Raw genomic sequence first — 19,851 nt, 5'->3', positions numbered from 1 at the left:
GGAAGCGCGTATGTATTTTGTCAAAGTCTATGTTACGTATAAAGAATCAATTTTGGATCCCCAAGGTGAAGCGGTTAAGGAAGCAGTCCATCGGCTTGGTTTTACAGAAGTAGCCGAAATCCGTGTCGGTAAGTATTTTGAAATGCACGTCCAGCAGACAGAAGCAATTGAAGAGAAAATTGAACAAATTTGTGATCAACTATTAGCCAATGTAAATATGGAATCCTATCGTTTTGAAATTTTATCTTTGGAGGAAATTTAAATGAAATTGGCAGTGATTGTTTTTCCAGGATCCAATTGTGATGCAGACTTATTGTGGGCTGTCAAAGAGGTGATGGGCATCGATGCAGAATTTGTCCGACACGATGCCACTTCTTTAGCAAAATTTGATGGCGTGTTATTGCCTGGTGGTTTTTCTTATGGCGATTACTTACGTTGTGGTGCAATTGCTCGGTTTTCGCCAATTATCAATGAGGTGATTCGCTTTGCTACAGAAGGCAAAATGGTTTTTGGTACTTGTAATGGCTTTCAAATTTTAACAGAAATTGGCTTGCTTCCTGGTACGTTGTTAAGAAATGATTCGCTTCGTTTTATTTGTAAAAGTGTCCCATTGAAAGTGAATACGCACACAAAGTTTACAAGCGAGTATCCTGAAAATGTTTCGATACATTTACCAGTAGCACATGGCGAAGGGAATTACTATTGTGATGAAAAAACGTTGAAAGAGCTGAAAGAAAAGAACCAAATTGTTTTTACGTATCAAGAAAAGGTGAACGGTAGTCTTGAGAATATTGCTGGTATTTGTAATGAACAGGGCAATGTTCTAGGAATGATGCCTCATCCGGAACGAGCGATGGAAGAATTGTTAGGTTCAACAGATGGACGCAGCTTTTTTGCTTCAATCATTAAAAACTTTGGAAAGGAATTAAGCCAATGATGAATGAACCAACACCAAAAGAAATCAAGGAGACACGGTTGTATGCAGAATGGGGACTAACAGATGAAGAATATCATCAGATTGAGACCATTTTGCAAAGAGAACCTAATTATACAGAAACTGGCTTATTCTCCGTGATGTGGAGTGAACATTGCTCTTACAAAAATTCCAAGCCCGTTTTAAAAAAGTTTCCGACGGAAGGGCCACAAGTGCTTCAAGGCCCTGGTGAAGGAGCTGGGATTGTCGATATTGGTGACGGATTAGCTGTTGTTTTTAAAGCAGAGAGCCATAATCATCCTTCTGCAGTAGAACCTTACGAAGGAGCAGCTACAGGCGTTGGTGGAATTATTCGCGATATTTTCAGTATGGGGGCGCGGCCGATTGCTTTACTGGATTCGCTAAGATTTGGCGAACTGACGGATGCACGAACACGTTATTTGTTTCAAGAAGTTGTGGCGGGGATTAGCGGTTATGGAAATTGTATTGGTATTCCAACCGTTGGCGGCGAAATTGCTTTTGAGCCATGTTATCAAGGAAACCCACTTGTCAATGCTATGTGTGTGGGATTGATTCGTCATGATGAGATTCAAAAAGGCCAAGCAAAAGGCGTCGGAAATAGCATTCTTTACGTAGGTGCGAAAACAGGACGAGATGGAATTCATGGTGCGACCTTTGCTTCAGAAGAATTTAGTGAAGGTGAAGAACAGCAACGATCTGCAGTACAAGTAGGTGATCCGTTTATGGAAAAATTATTATTGGAAGCTTGTCTTGATTTAATCAAAAATCATCAAGATATTTTAATCGGCATCCAAGATATGGGGGCGGCTGGCTTGGTTTCTTCAAGTGCTGAAATGGCATCAAAAGCAGGTTCAGGCTTGATTCTAGAGCTGGATAAAGTTCCGCAGAGAGAGACGCAGATGAGCCCCTATGAAATGCTCTTGTCTGAGTCCCAAGAACGGATGTTAATCTGTGTGGAAAAAGGAGCAGAACAGCAAGTTTGTGAATTGTTTCAAACGTATGACTTAGAAGCGGTAGCGATTGGATCCGTAACGGATGATGGACAGTATCGTGTCTTTCACAGTGACAAAATAGTCGCAGATGTACCAGTAGATGCTTTAGCAGAAGAAGCACCTGTTTACCAGAAAGCCTATCAAGAACCAGAACGGATGCGTGCTTTTAAAAAATTAGCGCCCTTCATTCCAGAAATTACGAATAGCACGGAATTATTAAAACGCCTATTGCAACAGCCAACGATTGCATCAAAAAAATCAGTTTACGAAACCTATGATAGTCAAGTACAAACGAATACAGTGGTGCAACCAGGAAGTGATGCAGCTGTTTTAAGAGTGCGGGGCACCAATAAAGCCTTAGCGATGACGACAGATTGTAATAGCCGTTATTTGTATTTAAATCCTGAAATTGGTGGGCAAATTGCGGTTGCAGAAGCAGCTCGTAATATTGTAGCAAGTGGAGCACAACCTTTGGCTATCACTGATTGTTTGAATTATGGTTCCCCTGATAAACCAGAAAGTTTTTGGGAATTATGGACGTCGGCGGATGGAATCGCCGCAGCTTGCCGTCAGCTAGGAACACCCGTGATTTCTGGGAACGTCTCTCTTTACAATGAAACAGATGGTCAAGCCATTTATCCAACGCCAATGATCGGCATGGTGGGAGTGATTGAAGATGTTTCACAAATTACCACACAAGCGTTTAAACAAGTGGATGACTTAATTTATCTCATCGGTGAAACCCACGCAGATTTTAACGGCTCAGAAATTCAGAAAATGCAACTGGGTCGAATTGAAGGGCAATTACGCTCATTTGATTTAAAAGAGGAAAAAGCAAACCAAGAATTAGTTTTAAAAGCAATTCAAGCAGGCCTAGTTGCTAGCGCGCATGATTGCGCTGAAGGCGGCGTTGCCGTTGCTTTAGCCGAGTCGGCTTTTGCTAACGAACTGGGGTTACAGGTGACACTGCCATTAAAAAAAGAATATCTATTTGCGGAGACGCAATCCCGTTTTATTCTTTCAGTTAGTCCCCAGCATCAAGAAGCATTTGAAACACTTATCGGAAGAAAAGCTCAACATATTGGGAAAGTGACTGAAACTGGTTTGGTCCTTCATGCGTTAGATGATGTGATCAATTGTTCAACAAAAGAAGCCAAAGCCTTATGGGAGGATGCGATTCCATGTCTTATGAAGCAAAAAGCTTAAATGAAGAGTGTGGTATTTTTGGTATTTGGGGTCATCCTGATGCGGCACAAGTGACCTATTTTGGTTTACACAGCTTACAGCATCGAGGCCAAGAAGGCGCGGGAATTGTGGCGAACAATTCTGGGAAATTAGATGGCCACCGTGATTTAGGTTTATTAGCAGAAGTATTCCAAAAGCGAGAACAACTGAATGCGTTAGAAGGAACGGCGGCTATTGGTCATGTACGCTATGCAACCGCTGGTACGGGTAGCGTGGATAATATTCAGCCATTTTTATTTAAATTTTATGATAGTCAAATTGGGTTAGCACACAATGGCAATTTGACAAATGCCAAGCGTTTACGAAAACAACTAGAAAGAGAAGGCGCTATTTTTCATTCCAATTCAGACACTGAAATTTTAATGCACTTGATTCGAAAAAGCACTGCTGCCTCGTTTCTCGATAAACTAAAAGAGAGCTTGAATTTGGTTAAGGGGGGCTTTGCTTATCTTTTATTAACAGAAACGATGATGATTGCTGCACTCGATCCCAACGGCTTTCGCCCTCTCTCCATCGGACAAATGAACAATGGGGCGTACGTTGTGGCATCCGAAACGTGTGCATTAGAAACAGTTGGGGCTCGCTTTATTCAAGACGTGGCGCCTGGTGAAGTAGTCATCATTTCTGATGAAGGCTTGAAAATAGAGGTTTTCACTACGGAAGTCCAACCGGCAATTTGTGCAATGGAATATATTTATTTTGCACGGCCAGATTCAAATATTGCTGGAGTTAATGTGCATACAGCTCGTAAAAGAATGGGAAAGAACTTGGCAATCGAAAGTCCAGTCGCAGCTGATATGGTAGTTGGGGTACCGAACTCGTCATTGTCTGCAGCTAGCGGCTATGCAGAAGAAGCACAGATACCTTACGAACTAGGTTTAGTAAAAAATCAATATGTCGCTCGAACATTCATCCAGCCGACACAAGAATTAAGAGAACAAGGTGTCCGTATGAAACTATCGGCAGTTCGTGGCGTGGTCAAAGGAAAAAAAGTCGTTTTAGTAGATGATTCGATTGTTCGCGGAACCACTATTCGGCGCATTATCCATTTATTAAAAGAAGCAGAAGCGCAAGAAGTTCATGTCAGAATTGCTTCACCACCATTAAAATATCCGTGTTTTTATGGCATTGATATACAGACGCGGGACGAACTAATTGCGGCAAACTATTCAATTGAAGAAATCAAAGAGCAGATTGGCGCAGATTCGCTGGCTTTTTTGAGTGAAGCAGGGCTGATTGATGGGATTCAATTAAATTATGATGCTCCTTATTCTGGGCTGTGTATGGCTTACTTTAATGGAGACTATCCAACGCCTTTGTATGATTATGAAGAACAATATCAAGCATCCTTGAAAAAAGAAACTAGGAGGAATTGACATGGAAAATGCCTATTCAAAAGCTGGCGTAAATGTTGAGGCAGGATACGAAGTAGTGGAACGAATTCAAAAGCATAGCCAAAAGACACAACGGACGGGAACGTTGGGCATGCTTGGTGGTTTTGGTGGTTGTTTTGATTTAAGCAGTTACAAGCTTAAAGAACCAGTTTTGGTATCAGGAACGGATGGCGTAGGCACAAAGTTACTCTTGGCAATTGAAGAACAGAGACACGAGACAATCGGAATTGATTGTGTAGCAATGTGTGTCAATGATGTCGTCGCACAAGGCGCCGAACCGTTATATTTTTTAGATTATTTAGCGTTAGGGACCGTTAATCCAGCTAAAGTTGAAGCAATTGTTGCGGGTGTTGCGGCTGGCTGTTGTGAGGCGAATGCAGCCTTAATTGGGGGCGAAACAGCTGAAATGCCTGATATGTATGAAGCAGATGCTTATGACGTGGCTGGTTTTGCCGTGGGTATTGCTGAGAAAAGTCAACTCTTGACTCCAAGTAACGTAAAAGAAGGCGATTTTTTGATTGGTCTTCCTTCAAGTGGTCTTCATTCTAATGGTTACTCGTTAGTAAGAAATGTTTTTTTTAAGAAACATTCGTTTAAAACAACGGACAAGCTTCCAGAATTGGCACCCAAAACGTTAGGGGAAGAATTATTAACACCAACAAAAATTTATGTGAAGGAATTATTGCCATTGTTAAAAGCAGGACTCGTGCATGGGGCTGCGCATATTACCGGCGGCGGGTTTTTAGAAAATCTACCAAGAATGTTTTCTTCCTCACTAGCTGCAGAGATTCAATTAAATAGTTGGCCAGTGCTACCAATTTTTAAATTGATTCAAAAATATGGTGAAATTCCATCTGAAGAAATGTATGAAATTTTCAATATGGGCTTAGGGATGATTTTAGCGGTGAGTCCAGAGCATGTTAAAAAAGTTCAGGAGCTTTTGCCAGAAGCTTTTGAAATTGGTCGTTTGGTACCTAGGAAAACGAAAGCCGTTATTTTTAAGGAAGCCTTATGAAGATAGCTGTTTTTGCATCTGGCAATGGTAGCAATTTTGAGGCGATTGCTGCAGCTTTTTCCCAAAAAAAAATCGCAGGGCAGTTGAGCTTAGTCTTTTGTGACCAGCCTGAAGCCTATGTATTGACCCGTGCCAAAAAACGCAAGATTCCCGTTGTTTGCTTTTCACCATCTGATTTTCCATCTCGTGGGCAGTATGAAGAACAAGTATTGAAACATTTAAAAGAGCATCAGATCGATTTAATCGTGTTAGCTGGTTATTTGAGAATTATCGGCAGGACTTTACTGGAGGCTTATCCAAAGAGAATCGTCAATATTCATCCTTCTCTGTTACCTAGTTTTCCAGGTCTTCACGGAATTGAAGAGGCATTTCATTATGGAGTGAAAATAACAGGAATCACTATCCATTATGTTGACTCTGGGGTTGATACAGGACCGATTATTTTCCAAACAACCACCAAGATTGATACTGAAGATACATTGGACACATTAGCAGAGAAAATTCATGCTCTTGAGCACGAATGGTACCCAAAAATAATTTCACAAATTGTAAAGGAGACAACGAAATGACCAAAAGAGCATTGATTAGCGTTTCAGACAAAACAGAAGTGACAACATTTGCAGCAGGCTTAGTTGCAAATGGCTTTGAAATTATCTCCACTGGGGGAACAAGGACTGTCTTAGAAGAAGCGGGGGTACCGACACTTGCTATTGACGACATCACTGGCTTTCCAGAAATGTTAGATGGCCGTGTCAAAACGTTACATCCGAATATCCATGGCGGACTTTTGGCAAAAAGGGGAAACCAAACGCATCAAAAAGCACTGACTGAACAAGGCATTCAATTTATTGACCTTGTAGTAGTGAATCTTTATCCATTTAAAGAAACAATTTTAAAACCAGCGATCTCTGAAGCAGAAGCGATTGAAATGATTGATATTGGCGGTCCTAGCATGTTACGTTCAGCGGCAAAAAATTATCAAGACGTAACAGCAGTGGTTGATCCTAGTGATTATGAACAGGTATTAAGTGAAATTAGCAGCACTGGAACTAGCCAGTTAGCCACTAGAAAAAGATTAGCAGCAAAAGTCTTTCGTCATACCGCTGCTTATGACGCGCTTATCGCTGACTATTTAACGACGCAAGTGGGTGAAACTGAACCAGAGAAACAGACGCTTACTTATGAACGTAAGCAAACATTGCGCTATGGCGAAAATAGCCATCAACAGGCCACCTTTTATCAATCCGTTGTACCTGTATCATTATCCGTTGCTTCCGCTCGACAACTTCATGGCAAAGAACTGTCATATAACAATATTCGAGATGCTGATGCAGCGCTCCGGATTGCTAGCGAGTTTACAGAACCTACGGTCGTCGCTGTTAAACATATGAACCCATGTGGAATAGGAACAGGAAAAACGATTTTGGCAGCCTATCGTCAGGCATTTGAAGCAGATCCAGTTTCAATTTTTGGTGGCATTGTTGTTTTGAATCGTCCAGTGGACCAAGCGACTGCGGCTGAAATGCATCAAATCTTTTTAGAGATAATTATTGCGCCTAGTTTTGAGGAAGAAGCTCTGGCACTGTTATCTCAGAAAAAGAATCTTCGTTTGTTAACGTTAGATTTTCATGCTCAAGAAAAAAAAGCGAAGGAATTAGTTTCTGTTATGGGTGGGTTATTAATTCAAGAACAGGATACAGTTGTTGAAAATGACCAAGCATGGCAAGTTGTTACAGAGCGCCAACCCACACCAGCCGAAAGAGACGCCTTGAACTTTGCTTGGAAAGCAGTCAAGCATGTAAAATCAAACGCTATTGTTTTAGCCAATGAAAGCCAAACGGTGGGGATTGGCGCTGGTCAAATGAATCGAATTGGTTCAGTAAAAATTGCAGTTGATCAAGCCCAAGCAGCTGGAAAATTACAAGGGGCCGTCTTAGCAAGTGATGCCTTTTTCCCCATGGCAGATAGCGTGGAATATGCTGCACAACATGGCATTCAAGCAATTATTCAGCCAGGCGGGAGCATTAAAGATCAAGCATCAATTGATCTAGCGAATCATTATGGTATTGCGATGATTTTTACTGGGACTCGTCATTTCAAACATTAATTTTTAAAGGAGAAACCGATGAATATATTAGTGATTGGGCGTGGTGGTCGTGAACATGCAATCGCCAAAAAATTACAGCAAGAAAATAAAGTCAAGACTGTTTATTGTGCACCAGGTAATCCTGGTATGAGTGGTGATAATATTCGGACTGTACCTATCAGTGAAGAGCAGCAAACGGAACTAATTCAATTTGCGAAGGATAATCAGATTGATTGGACATTCGTCGGACCGGAAACGCCATTAATTGAAGGTATTGTAGATGCCTTTCAAGCAGCGGGATTACTGATTTTTGGCCCGACAAAAGCAGCTGCAATAATTGAAGGTTCAAAAAGTTTTGCGAAAGATTTTATGCAAAAATATCAGATTCCAACGGCAGCATATCGGGTCTTTCAACGTTTGGCACCTGCCTTAGAATATATTGAACAGCAAGGAGTACCAATTGTTATTAAGGCGGATGGTTTGGCAGCTGGAAAAGGAGTAGTAGTTGCCGAAACAAAAGCAGCCGCAAAACGGGCGCTAGTTGCGATGATGGAGGATCAACAATTTGGAGCAAGCGGTCAAACGGTTGTAATCGAAGAATTTTTGCAAGGAGAAGAATTTTCCTTAATGGCCTTTGTTTCTAATGAGAAGGTATATCCGATGGTGATTGCTCAAGATCATAAGCGGATTTTCGATGGGGATGCTGGTCCGAATACAGGGGGGATGGGTGCTTACACACCAGTGCCTCAGATCCCAGAAGAAGCGGTTCAGCAAGCCATTAGTCAAGTCCTGAAACCGACTGCTAAAGGAATGGTGGCTGAAAAACGTCCGTTTCAAGGGATTTTATATGCTGGTTTAATCCAAACAGCAACTGGCCCCAAGGTTATTGAATTTAATGCTCGATTTGGGGATCCAGAAACACAAGTTGTGTTGGCACGTTTAGAGAGTCCCCTTTCAGAAATAATTTCTTCATTGCTGGCGAAAGAGCAACCAACGATTGTATGGAATGAGTTAGCGAGTGTTGGTGTTGTTGTAGCAGCAGAAGGCTATCCTAATCAATACAAGACAAATCTACCGTTACCCGAAATGTCTGGTGAAACCATCTATTATGCAGGGGTAACTCGTTCAGAACAGGCTCTGGTTTCGGCTGGCGGACGAATCTTTTTAGCAGAAGCAACTGCTTCGACTCTTGAAGAAGCCCGCAAAAAAGTTTATCAAACATTGGATAATTACTCATTTCCTGGAATGTACTATCGAAAAGATATAGGCGTGAAAGGCTTGATTTAGGATTTTCAAAAACAGAGGCAAGGACATTTAATCGAATGTTTCCTTGTCTTTTTTTTATTGCAAATTCAGATAGGGAGGCATAAACTGAAAGTATATCCATCATTAAACTAGAGGAGAAAGCTAAGATAATGAGAAACAAGCAGATTGAAAAAGTTAGTCAGGGGTTGTTTATTGTTACAAGTGTCTTGGCAGTCTGTTTACTGTTATTAAGTGCGGTGGTTTATCCTGATTTACCAGCTCATGTGCCCATTCATGTGAATTTTTGGGGCGAGGGGAATTCGTTTGGCCCAAGATCTAGTATATTTATGTGGCCAGCGGTCCTGTTTGGCTTGAGTATTTATCAACGAAGTTATCAATCAGTACAACCATATGGCAGATGGCTGAAGGTATTATTAATCATTGTTAATCTTGGCGCTTTGTTTAGTATTCTGCGTCTATTTATTCATTTGTTGGTTTGAAGGGGTCGAAAGGTGAGAAAATGAGAAAGTTAATTTTAGTTTTTGTGGGTTGTGCCATGGCCTTTTGTTTATGGCCTAATCAATCGGCGGCTGTAGCTGGTGGCTATGGCGGCGGACGTGTAGAAAGTCCTAGCGGAGGTAATCCCTCGAATGGTTTTTCGCCAAGCGGTGATGGATCAAGAAGTTATGTTCATCATAACGAGACCGGGACCAGCAACACAACGCCACTGGAAGGCTTAATTTCAACAGTGTTTTTTGTTCTTTTTGGGGGCACGATGATTTGGCAAAGACGCCGTAGAAATCAACCAGTCGATGAAGGAGCTTTTCAAGAAATGTGGGCAGCATTACCTGGAACATCAAAAGAAAAAAAGGCACTCTTAAAAGAAATACAACAAGCGTGGGATCAAGAAAACTTGTCTGTGGTCAAAGATAACTATACAGAAAAACTTTATCAAAAACATCTTGCAGTATTACAAGCAAATCAACAAGCGGGCATCAGAAATCATGTGAAAAAAGTGAAAGTAGCGCCAGCTTCGAATTATCATCCTATTAGTGAAACCAGTTTTTCACTGATGCTTCATTTTTCTTGTATTGACTACGAGGAAGATACTCAAAGCGGTCGTTTTTTATCGGGATACAAGCATCAAAAACAATATTTTTCACAACTTTGGTATTTTGATTACAATCCATCTCTTGGAAAATGGCAAGCAGACTTCATTCAACCTAAAGGATAGTGCTAAAAAGCGCTTGGGGTTTAAACCCCAAGCGCTTTTTTATTCTTCGATGCGTTTTACAAGCTGTATTTTTTTATTTAATACGTAAATCAGGATGCCGCCGACCGTCATTGAAAGAAGTTCACCAAGTCCAACGGTCAACCATGTGTACCAAAAAGGTAACTGATAAAAGAACGTTAAGGGTCCGGCGACAGTGAACATGGACAAAGCAAAAAGAATGGCCGTCAGCATTAGTTTAATCAATAAATTTTGCTGGTTTTTTGTCGCAAAATAGGCAATCCATAAGACTGCGCACGTTCCAGCACTACCGATGACTATATCGATGATACCAAGAGGCGAAGCGGTGTTGGCAATCGCAACCCCTAACGTAATGGACCAGATATATCGCTTGTTAAAAACGCCTAAATAATTAAATAATTCGGCAAGACGAAGCTGTATCGGACCAAAACTAAGCGGAGCGAGAAGTACAGTGACAACGACATACAAAGCGGTAACCAGCGCCATTTTAGCCAAAGCCGTAGCTGACCACGTACTGGTTTGTGGATTTGATGAATGATTCATTTAAGATTCTCCTTTATAAAACAACGACGTGTTTTAGTGATAACCATAACCAAAGGAAGGGCAGCAAAGCCAACTGAAGTGTTATGGTGTGAGTTGCCTCACTGTGTTACATGTTACTGAAGAACAGACACTCTGTAAAGTCTTTTTATTTCATGGTCCAACCACCATCAATGGTCATAACTGTGCCGTGGATATAATCAGCGTTATCACTAGCTAGAAATAATGAAAGTTTTGCTACTTCTTGTGGCTGTGCCCAACGGCCCGCAGGTGTTTCACGTGCTACCCAAGTAGCCATTTCACCTTCTCCTGCAAAATCAGCTGCGTTCATGGGTGTTTGGATGGCACCTGGCGCAATCGCATTTGCTCGAATGCCTAATTTGGCATAATCGTAGGAAAGTTGTTTTGTATACCCGATGATTGCGTGTTTGGAGGCAGTGTACGCTGCGCCGCCGCCCCCGGCCACTAAGCCAGCGATAGATGCCATATTAACGATTACTCCTTTTTTTTGTTGGAGGAAATAAGGTAATAGAGCATTGGTCACTAAAAAGACACTTTTTAAATTGGTTGCTAAAATTTGATCCCATAAAGCTTCCGAAGTTTCTAGAGAAGGACGATAATCATCTAAAATACCTGCCGTATTTAATAAAATATCAATTTGGCCGTTGTTTTTCACAATTTGTTTCATCGTGGCTTGCACAAATGAGGGAGAAGACACATCACCGACAAAATAAGTAAATGACTTAGCAGAATCTGGGTTAACCAGTGCGGCTGTCTGTTTTAACCCCGTTTCGTCTAGGTCGATGCCAATAACTTCAGCGCCCTGCTCAGCAAAGGCAATTGCTTGTGCTTGGCCAATCCCTGAAGCTGCACCGGTTACAAGCACCCGTTTTGTTTCAAATTCTTTTGGCATAAGAAAAACTCCTTTAAACATTTAAAAATTAAGGTCTGGAAGAACGAGCAATCGCCGTAATCTGCCAGACCTTATGTGTGTAGTTATGCTTCAACAATCACCCAATCTTCTGCTAAGACATCACAGGGTGTTGGTGAAAACATGCTGTAGCCTTCATCAGAAGTTTTGATTAAAAAATACGGGGTAACTTGTAAAAATTCACCTTCGGAGGTGCCAATTTCATCACGTAATTCAATAAAAAGTTCAAAACCGCTCCAGCCTTTACGTACGGCTTTTTTTCCTGCTTTAATCTGTGGCAATACTTCTTCAAATGTCATTTGATTGTGCTCCTTTTTCGTTAAATGGTAGTTCGTGATAGCTCGTTGCGCCTTTTTCAATTGTCAACTGACCGTTAAGTAGATCCGTCATTTCAGCTATAAATGTTTCTGTTGCTTGTTCATCTACTAAACAAATTAACTGAATAGACTCTGTGTAAATAGTTTCTTTAAGCGTGTAGGGACTATGTTCCAAAAAGGCTTGGGCTTTTCCTAATAAAGGATAGGCGATCGTAATCAATAGCTCTTGTTGCAATTTGCCAATGACTAAACCAATTTCATCTAAAGTGTGGGAAAGAGCATGACTATATGCTCGGATTAAACCACCAGTGCCTAATTTTATTCCGCCAAAATAACGAGTGACAACCGCCACTACATTGATTAACTCTTTTTTCTTTAAGACTTCCAGCATTGGAACACCAGCAGTGCCACTAGGTTCGCCGTCATCGCTGCTCCGCTGAATGTCATTTTTTTCGCCGATCACAAAAGCACTACAATTATGATTGGCTTTCCAATGTTCTTTTTTTATTGCGGCGATAAAGGCTTTTGCTTCTTCTTCTGATGTTACGCGCTTTACAGAACAGATAAACCGCGATTTCTTGATTTCAATCTCGCTGAAACCATCTTGTTTGACTGTAATATAGCTTTCTAACATATGGGTATCCTTTTCTCTCGTAATAAAGTCAGTATAAAAAAGAATCAACTGAATAGCAACTTTTTCTCTCATCTTTTTTGTGAGATTTTTTGGAAAAAAACGTTATAATAAGGTATGATAGAGAAAAGGGAGGCGCTGGAAAATGGTACATACACGACAGAAAAAATATGATACAATTACTCATTATTTGAAAACGAATGGCGGTTCCCAAGTTACTTTGACCTTTACTCAGTTTGATGAATTGTTATTCCCTCATTCTGGTTTACCAAAAACTGCTAAGACAGATGTCGATTGGTGGGCGAACGATTATAAGCATCCAGAAAAGGGCGCTTATGGTTGGTTGAATGCGAGTTACCAAGTAGTTCAAGTGAATTTGGAAAAAGAATATGTGGTATTTAATAAATTGCTGAAGTCAGCATGGTACGTTTAAACTAGGATTGTATCCGCTTTAAAAAACAAGAATGATTGACAAAAATTAACTTTACACTATAATATTTTTAATAGATAATGTTGAAAATTGAAAAAGGCAAAGGTAAAAGGGGCTGTTAAAATGTCAAAAAAAACAATTATGTTAGTTTGCTCCGCAGGAATGAGTACTAGTTTACTTGTTACAAAAATGCAAAAAGCAGCATTTAATCAAGGCTTAGATGCCCATATATTTGCGGCTTCTGCATCGGAAGCAGAAACAAATTTAGAAAATAATCCAGTCGATGTGTTATTGTTAGGTCCACAAGTTCGTTATATGAAGAGTGATTTTGAAAAGCGTCTATCACCAAAAGGTATCCCAACAGATGTCATTAGCATGTCTGATTACGGCTTAATGAACGGGGAAAAAGTGTTGGAACAAGCCTTGGGTTTGTTAGCACAAGCAGATAAAAAAGAGTGAAAAAACAAGTTGTTTTTTTCGAGAATTTTCGAAAAAGCAACTTGTCTTTTTTAATGACTTTAGTCAGTTGAAATCTCTAAAGAGATTTCGACAAAAAAACCACGCGTACTGCGCGTGGAGGTCAGAGCTTTAGCGATAAAAACTCCTTTCGATATAATAGATAAAGGCTACCAACCGTTATCAAATCGAAAGGAGTTTTTGAATGTCGAACGACGATAAAAGTTTAGCACATACTCGTTGGAATTGTAAGTATCATCTTGTGTTTACACCAAAATATAGAAGAAAAGTAATCTATGGTCAATTGAAGCGAGATATAGGGAAAATACTAAGAAAATTGTGTGAGATGAAAGAAGTCGAAATCATTGAAGCGCATGCAATGCCCGACCATATCCATATGTTGGTAAGAATTCCACCGAAGTTGAGTGTATCAGGTTTTATGGGTTTCTTAAAAGGAAGAAGTGCAGTAATCATTCATGAACGTCATGCGAATTTAAAATACAATTATGGAAATCGATCCTTTTGGTCAAAAGGTTATTATGTGAGCACTGTAGGACTGAACCAAAAAACGATAGCAAAGTGTATACGAGAACAAGAAGCAGAAGATCGAGTAAGGGATAGTATAAACAAAAGAGAGTATAAAGATCCATTTAGGAAGTAACAGCTAGATAAGAATAGAAAGGTAGCGGTTGGCGGTCTCTAAAAAAGCTCCCTTAAAGGGAGCAGCAGGTAGCGAGCCCTTCTAGGGCTATTAAAAAGCCACCCGCTATGCGGGTGGATATTTACTTTTCGCAAAAAAGCTAGAGAAATGCGTATTTTATAATTGAGGTGGTTAACATGGAAGATTTGCATGGACGTAAAATAATTCTTGAAGAAACAGAACCTTCAATACAGACAAAACTGGTTTATTTACCAACAATGTTAGAGCATTCACCCCTAACAATTCAATGTCAGCGGTGCGGGGAAGTCGTATCAAAAAAAGAAAATAGACTAGCGACAAATGTATACTACTGTCATGCGTGCATTCAATTAGGCCGTGTGACTTCTTGTCAAAAATTTTGTCATTTACCAGAAAGGCCCAATAGCCCAAGAACTGTCTTTTTTGAGTGGTCTGGACAATTAACAAAGGGACAGCAAGCGATCTCGGTTGAACTTTGTGAGACAGCAAAAGCAAGAGAGAATCGCTTAGTGTGGGCAGTTACAGGTGCGGGCAAAACAGAAATGTTATTTGCTGTTTTGCACCAAACCTTACAAGAAGGGGGGCGGATTGCGCTGGCTTCGCCGCGTGTCGATGTTTGCTTAGAACTGTTTCCCAGAATCCAAGCGGTTTTTCCTCACGAAGCAATTGCTTTACTTCATGGAAACAGTCAAGAGCCGTATCGTTATACGAAACTAGTGATTTGCACCACGCATCAATTATTGAAATTCCATCAAGCATTTGATTTACTTATCGTTGATGAAGTCGACTCTTTTCCTTTTGTTAATAACGAGCATCTTTATTATGGAGTGCGTAACGCACGAAAAAAAAGAAGTAGTTTGGTGTACTTAACAGCAACCCCTACGAAAGAATTGCGGAAGCTTTTACAGCAAAAGAAGTTAGCAGCCAGTATTTTGCCAGCAAGATATCATCGTAGGCCATTACCTGTGCCACGCCGATTTTGGATTCAGTCGTGGCAACGTCTTTCTAGCAAAAATATTAAAATCATTGCACATCATTTGAAACGTTTATTGGTGCGTAATTCAGTTTTACTATTTTGCCCAAGCATTTCATTAATTCACCAATTGCATGCGTTAATAGCTGAGCGATTTTCCGACAAAGAAGTTGTCGCCGTTTATGGTAGTGATGAGCTTCGCCTGGAAAAAGTTCAAGCAATGCGTCAGCAGAAAACGGATATTTTGATCACTACAACCATTTTAGAACGTGGTGTGACTTTTGATGCAGTCTCAGTTATTGTTTATGGTGCCAATCATCGAGTCTTCACTTCTTCAACACTTGTCCAAATTGCGGGCCGAGTCGATCGAAGACAAGAATTCAATTACGGCGAAGTTTTATTTTTACATGATGGGGAAACAAGAGACATGAAAGAGGCAATTCGGCAAATAAAGCAAATGAATCGCTTGGCTAGCAAACGAGGGATGTTAGATGGATTGTAAAAATTGCGCAGAGCCCATTCGATTGGAGATAACATTAAAAATGCTCTTACGTTTTAAAAAATGGGCGAGGCCTTCACTTTGCCAGCACTGCCAAGCAAAGTTCCAGAAACTGCCAATGATAGGCACTTGTTTTGGCTGTAGTCGCGTCAGCCAAGAGCGCTATTGTTTTGATTGTCAAAGGTGGCAGCTGCTTTATCCAGAGTATTCTTTTCATAATGCAGCGTTGTTTCATTATGATGAAGGAATGCAAGAGTGGATGGAACGCTATAAATTTCAAGGAGACTACCGCTTAAGAACGTGTTTTAATGAGGAAATCAACTTTTACTTTCAGCAACAATCTGTGGACTATATTATTCCGATACCCTTATCCGAAAAACGAATGCAAAAACGAGGCTTCAACCAAGTAATTGGCTTACTAGAAGCGGCTGATGTTCCGTACAGCCCTTTTTTAATTAGAAAAGAGGAAAATGTTCCGCAATCTAAGAAAACTAGAAAGGAAAGGATGCGGTTGCAACAACCATTTGCCATCCAAAAAGAAAACCAAAAAAAATTAAAAAATTGTTCTGTTATTTTGGTGGATGACATCTATACCACTGGACGAACTCTTTTCCACGCAGCTGCTGTTATCAATGACTGTTATCCTAAAAGTTTGAATACGTTTACTCTCGCGCGGTAAAAAGAAAAGAATTCATAAATTTGATGACTATTTTGTTGGCAAAACCCAGATTATTCGATATAATGAAATTAAGAAGAAGGGAATTAAAGAGTGGTCCTTTAATCTTTTCTTTACTGGTAGATGAAAGGGGTAATTGTTATGTTTAGATATAATGTACGTGGAGAAAATATCGAGGTAACCGAAGCGATTCGAGACTATGTTGAGAAAAAAGTCGGTAAATTAGAAAGATATTTCAGCGATTCACCTGAAGCAACGGTTCACGTGAATTTGAAAGTGTACACTGAAAAAACAGCCAAAGTCGAGGTTACTATTCCTCTTCCTTATCTAGTTTTACGAGCTGAAGAAACGTCACCTGATTTATACGCAAGTATTGATTTGGTTGTCGATAAATTAGAACGACAAATTCGTAAATTTAAAACAAAAATCAACAGAAAATCTCGTGAAACAGGACGTAACAATACAAAAGCCGCTGTCTTCTTAGTTGGTGAAGAAACAGAAGAAACACCTTCAGAATTAGACATCGTTCGTACAAAACGTCTATCATTAAAACCGATGGACAGTGAAGAAGCTGTTTTACAAATGAACATGTTAGGACACAACTTCTTCATTTTTGAAGATGCTGAAACAAATGGAACAAGCATTGTTTACCGTCGTAAAGATGGCAAATATGGCTTGATTGAAACAGACTAAAGCTTAAAATAAGAGCTGAAATGCCTTCGTGCATTTCAGCTCTTTAAACATCTTTAAAGCACAGAGTAAAGAAAAAATAAAGAAATACATAAAATAACTTTAAAAGTTCCTCTTTTAAAGGAAAATGTCTGTAAAATAGAGAGAAATGGTTTTCTTTCTCGTCAAGTAATGATAAAATAAAACGGATAGATTGTGCTTCTTGTACAAAAAGGATACAAAAATAAAAAGAGGTAATTGAAAGGAACACAGATACCAATGGCAAATTTTTTGAAAAAAATGATCGAAAACGATAAAAAAGAATTAAGACGATTAGAAAAAATCGCCGATAAAATTGATGCACATGCAAGTGCAATGGAACAACTCAGCGATGAACAATTACGTGAAAAAACAGATGAATTTAAAGCCCGTTATCAAAAAGGGGAAACCTTAGATGAACTATTACCAGAAGCGTTTGCGGTTGTCCGTGAAGCTGCTAAACGAGTACTAGGTTTATTCCCATACCGTGTCCAATTAATGGGTGGGATTGTGCTTCATGACGGGAACATTCCTGAAATGAGAACAGGTGAAGGGAAAACCTTGACTGCCACAATGCCTGTATACTTGAATGCACTATCTGGCGAAGGAGTACACGTTGTTACAGTTAATGAATACTTAGCAACCCGTGACTCTAACGAAATGGGAGAATTATATAATTTCTTAGGCTTAAGCGTTGGCTTAAACATTAACTCTAAATCTTCTGATGAAAAACGTGAAGCGTATAACTGTGATATCACTTATAGTACAAATAACGAATTAGGATTTGACTATTTGCGTGATAACATGGTTGTTTATCGCAGCCAAATGGTTCAACGTCCATTAAACTATGCAATTGTCGATGAAGTGGATTCAATCTTAATTGATGAAGCAAGAACCCCATTAATTATTTCTGGACAAGCTGAAAAATCGACAGCACTCTATACGCGTGCCGATAATTTTGTCAAACGCTTAAAAGAAGACGAAGATTACAAAATTGATATTCAGTCTAAAACAATTGGTTTAACAGAAGCAGGTATTGAAAAAGCTGAACAAACTTTCGGATTGGATAACCTTTACGATATTGAAAATACAGCATTAACGCACCATTTAGATCAAGCGTTACGGGCAAACTATATCATGTTACTAGACATTGATTACGTGGTTCAAGACAATAAAGTCTTAATTGTTGACCAATTTACTGGTCGTATCATGGATGGTCGTCGTTATTCTGATGGCTTGCATCAAGCGATTGAAGCAAAAGAAGGCGTCGAAATTGAAGATGAAACAAAAACAATGGCGACGATTACGTTCCAAAACTACTTCCGGATGTACAAAAAACTAGCCGGGATGACTGGTACTGCTAAAACAGAAGAAGAAGAATTCCGTGAAATTTACAATATTCAAGTCATTCAAATCCCAACCAATCGTCCAATTATCCGTGACGATCGTCCAGATTTACTTTATCCAACCTTAGAAAGTAAATTTAATGCAGTGGTGGAAGATATTAAAGAACGTTACCACAAAGGACAACCAGTGTTGGTGGGGACTGTTGCGGTAGAAACGTCAGAATTACTTTCTGATAAATTAAACGCAGCTAAAATTCCTCATGAAGTATTAAATGCGAAAAATCACTTTAAAGAAGCCGAAATCATTATGAACGCCGGTCAAAAAGGCGCAGTTACAATTGCAACAAATATGGCTGGTCGTGGAACGGATATTAAACTTGGCTTAGGTGTACTTGAACTAGGTGGTCTAGCAGTTATCGGGACAGAACGTCATGAGTCACGTCGTATTGATAATCAGTTGCGTGGACGTGCAGGACGTCAAGGGGATCCAGGGGTTTCACAATTTTATTTATCTTTAGAAGATGACTTAATGAAACGCTTTGGTTCAGAACGAATTAAAACATTCTTAGAACGAATGAATGTGCAAGAAGAAGATGCAGTTATTCAAAGTAAAATGTTTACTCGCCAAGTAGAGTCTGCTCAAAAACGTGTGGAAGGAAATAACTATGACACACGTAAAAATGTCTTACAATACGATGACGTGATGCGCGAGCAACGTGAAGTTATTTATGCGCAACGACAAGAAGTAATTATGGAAGAAAATGACTTGTCTGATGTATTGATGGGCATGGTAAAACGGACGATTGGCCGAGTGGTGGATAGCCATACACAATTAGAAAAAGAAGAATGGAATTTAGATGGGATTGTCGATTTTGCAGCCTCAACACTTGTCCATGAAGATACGATTTCTAAAAAAGACTTAGAAAATAAATCAGCTGAAGAAATCAAAGACTATTTAGTGGCACGTGCGCAAGAAGTATTTGAAGAAAAATCTCAACAATTGAATGGTCAAGAACAACTGCTAGAATTTGAAAAAGTTGTCATCTTGCGTGTCGTCGATACTAAATGGACAGATCACATTGATGCAATGGATCAATTACGCCAATCTGTCGGCTTACGTGCGTACGGTCAAAACAACCCATTAGTAGAATATCAAACAGAAGGTTATTCTATGTATAACAATATGGTGGGTTCAATCGAATATGAAGTAACACGTTTATTCATGAAATCGGAAATTCGCCAAAATGTCCAACGTGAGCAAGTAGTCCAAGGACAAGCGGAACATCCAGAAACAGAACAAGATGCAGCTGCACAAAGCAACACAAGTGCGAAGCGTCAACCTGTGCGTGTAGATAAAAAAGTGGGCCGTAATGATTTATGCCCATGCGGAAGTGGCAAAAAATTCAAAAATTGTCATGGGAAAAACGCTTAATTAAAGAAAAAACGCAGGGTGGGGCAATTTGTCCCGCCTTTGCTCTTTT

The 19,851-nt window shown here is 39.9% G+C and carries 21 protein-coding genes; 17 read left to right on the top strand and 4 right to left on the bottom strand.

The features are described 5' to 3' along the window. Positions 1–10: 10 nt before the first annotated feature. The 10 genes from purS (at position 11) to IGJ20_RS07935 (ending at position 10,166) form a co-directional block, all read left to right on the top strand. Positions 11–262 carry a phosphoribosylformylglycinamidine synthase subunit PurS gene (purS, locus tag IGJ20_RS07980; RefSeq protein WP_002357271.1) on the top strand — a complete coding sequence of 84 codons (252 nt, stop codon included), beginning with the start codon at positions 11–13 and terminating at the stop codon, positions 260–262. Further along, entirely contained in the window at positions 263–937 is a 675-nt protein-coding gene (purQ, locus tag IGJ20_RS07975) for a phosphoribosylformylglycinamidine synthase subunit PurQ (protein ID WP_202522559.1), read from the top strand. Beyond that, entirely contained in the window at positions 934–3,153 is a 2,220-nt protein-coding gene (gene purL, locus IGJ20_RS07970) for a phosphoribosylformylglycinamidine synthase subunit PurL (protein WP_016615174.1), read from the top strand. The genes purQ and purL overlap by 4 nt, the downstream gene beginning before the upstream one ends. After that, positions 3,129–4,568: an amidophosphoribosyltransferase gene (purF, locus tag IGJ20_RS07965; protein ID WP_024041554.1), complete on the top strand. Its 1,440-nt coding sequence runs from the start codon at positions 3,129–3,131 to the stop codon at positions 4,566–4,568. The genes purL and purF overlap by 25 nt, the downstream gene beginning before the upstream one ends. A 1-nt stretch (position 4,569) precedes the next feature. Next, positions 4,570–5,601 (top strand): phosphoribosylformylglycinamidine cyclo-ligase, encoded by a 1,032-nt coding sequence (gene purM / locus IGJ20_RS07960; protein ID WP_202522558.1) that lies wholly within the window; start codon positions 4,570–4,572, stop codon positions 5,599–5,601. Continuing rightward, positions 5,598–6,170: a phosphoribosylglycinamide formyltransferase gene (gene purN / locus IGJ20_RS07955; RefSeq protein ID WP_202522557.1), complete on the top strand. Its 573-nt coding sequence runs from the start codon at positions 5,598–5,600 to the stop codon at positions 6,168–6,170. The genes purM and purN overlap by 4 nt, the downstream gene beginning before the upstream one ends. Beyond that, entirely contained in the window at positions 6,122–7,708 is a 1,587-nt protein-coding gene (purH, locus tag IGJ20_RS07950) for a bifunctional phosphoribosylaminoimidazolecarboxamide formyltransferase/IMP cyclohydrolase (RefSeq protein WP_376708767.1), read from the top strand. Before purN ends, purH begins: the two co-directional genes overlap by 49 nt. Before the next feature lie 18 nt (positions 7,709–7,726). Continuing rightward, on the top strand, positions 7,727–8,974 hold the full coding sequence (gene purD / locus IGJ20_RS07945; protein WP_142956437.1) for a phosphoribosylamine--glycine ligase: 1,248 nt from the start codon (positions 7,727–7,729) through the stop codon (positions 8,972–8,974). A gap of 128 nt (positions 8,975–9,102) precedes the next feature. Beyond that, complete coding sequence (locus IGJ20_RS07940) at positions 9,103–9,432, top strand: DUF1648 domain-containing protein (RefSeq protein WP_010821661.1); 330 nt, start codon at positions 9,103–9,105, stop codon at positions 9,430–9,432. Positions 9,433–9,452: 20 nt separating this feature from the next. Further along, complete coding sequence (locus tag IGJ20_RS07935; protein ID WP_202522556.1) at positions 9,453–10,166, top strand: hypothetical protein; 714 nt, start codon at positions 9,453–9,455, stop codon at positions 10,164–10,166. A 39-nt stretch (positions 10,167–10,205) separates the two neighbouring features. Here IGJ20_RS07935 and IGJ20_RS07930 read toward each other — a convergent pair whose 3' ends face one another. From IGJ20_RS07930 to IGJ20_RS07915, 4 genes are all read right to left on the bottom strand, one after another. Further along, on the bottom strand, positions 10,206–10,727 hold the full coding sequence (locus IGJ20_RS07930) for a QueT transporter family protein (protein ID WP_002385866.1): 522 nt from the start codon (positions 10,725–10,727) through the stop codon (positions 10,206–10,208). A gap of 145 nt (positions 10,728–10,872) precedes the next feature. Beyond that, the gene (locus IGJ20_RS07925; protein WP_202242593.1) at positions 10,873–11,658 is read right to left on the bottom strand and encodes a 3-oxoacyl-ACP reductase; all 786 of its coding nucleotides are present in this window, start codon (positions 11,656–11,658) and stop codon (positions 10,873–10,875) included. Between the two features lie 62 nt (positions 11,659–11,720). Further along, positions 11,721–11,954 carry a DUF2829 domain-containing protein gene (locus IGJ20_RS07920; protein ID WP_002357284.1) on the bottom strand — a complete coding sequence of 78 codons (234 nt, stop codon included), beginning with the start codon at positions 11,952–11,954 and terminating at the stop codon, positions 11,721–11,723. Continuing rightward, on the bottom strand, positions 11,944–12,606 hold the full coding sequence (locus IGJ20_RS07915; RefSeq protein WP_010708717.1) for a YigZ family protein: 663 nt from the start codon (positions 12,604–12,606) through the stop codon (positions 11,944–11,946). The genes IGJ20_RS07920 and IGJ20_RS07915 overlap by 11 nt, the downstream gene beginning before the upstream one ends. A 142-nt stretch (positions 12,607–12,748) precedes the next feature. Here IGJ20_RS07915 and IGJ20_RS07910 point away from each other — a divergent pair, with 142 nt between their 5' ends. From IGJ20_RS07910 to secA, 7 genes are all read left to right on the top strand, one after another. Beyond that, positions 12,749–13,036: a DUF7662 domain-containing protein gene (locus tag IGJ20_RS07910; RefSeq protein WP_002357286.1), complete on the top strand. Its 288-nt coding sequence runs from the start codon at positions 12,749–12,751 to the stop codon at positions 13,034–13,036. Between the two features lie 120 nt (positions 13,037–13,156). After that, positions 13,157–13,492, top strand: coding sequence for a PTS sugar transporter subunit IIB (locus IGJ20_RS07905; protein ID WP_002360150.1), 336 nt, complete (start codon positions 13,157–13,159; stop codon positions 13,490–13,492). A 202-nt stretch (positions 13,493–13,694) separates the two neighbouring features. Continuing rightward, on the top strand, positions 13,695–14,150 hold the full coding sequence (gene tnpA, locus IGJ20_RS07900) for an IS200/IS605 family transposase (RefSeq protein WP_142957203.1): 456 nt from the start codon (positions 13,695–13,697) through the stop codon (positions 14,148–14,150). 176 nt (positions 14,151–14,326) lie between these two features. Further along, positions 14,327–15,643 carry a DEAD/DEAH box helicase gene (locus IGJ20_RS07895; protein ID WP_202522555.1) on the top strand — a complete coding sequence of 439 codons (1,317 nt, stop codon included), beginning with the start codon at positions 14,327–14,329 and terminating at the stop codon, positions 15,641–15,643. Then, a complete protein-coding gene (locus tag IGJ20_RS07890) occupies positions 15,633–16,319 on the top strand; it encodes a ComF family protein (protein ID WP_202522554.1) in 687 nt (228 codons plus the stop codon). The genes IGJ20_RS07895 and IGJ20_RS07890 overlap by 11 nt, the downstream gene beginning before the upstream one ends. A 138-nt stretch (positions 16,320–16,457) precedes the next feature. Next, positions 16,458–17,009: a ribosome hibernation-promoting factor, HPF/YfiA family gene (gene hpf / locus IGJ20_RS07885; RefSeq protein WP_002357293.1), complete on the top strand. Its 552-nt coding sequence runs from the start codon at positions 16,458–16,460 to the stop codon at positions 17,007–17,009. Between the two features lie 255 nt (positions 17,010–17,264). Then, a complete protein-coding gene (secA, locus tag IGJ20_RS07880; RefSeq protein ID WP_202522553.1) occupies positions 17,265–19,802 on the top strand; it encodes a preprotein translocase subunit SecA in 2,538 nt (845 codons plus the stop codon). Positions 19,803–19,851 lie beyond the last annotated feature (49 nt).

It is taken from the genome of Enterococcus sp. DIV0294 (assembly GCF_050558155.1).
In the GTDB taxonomy this organism is placed as follows: Bacteria; Bacillota; Bacilli; order Lactobacillales; family Enterococcaceae; genus Enterococcus; species Enterococcus faecalis.
This window is presented reverse-complemented; position numbering and strand designations above follow the sequence as displayed.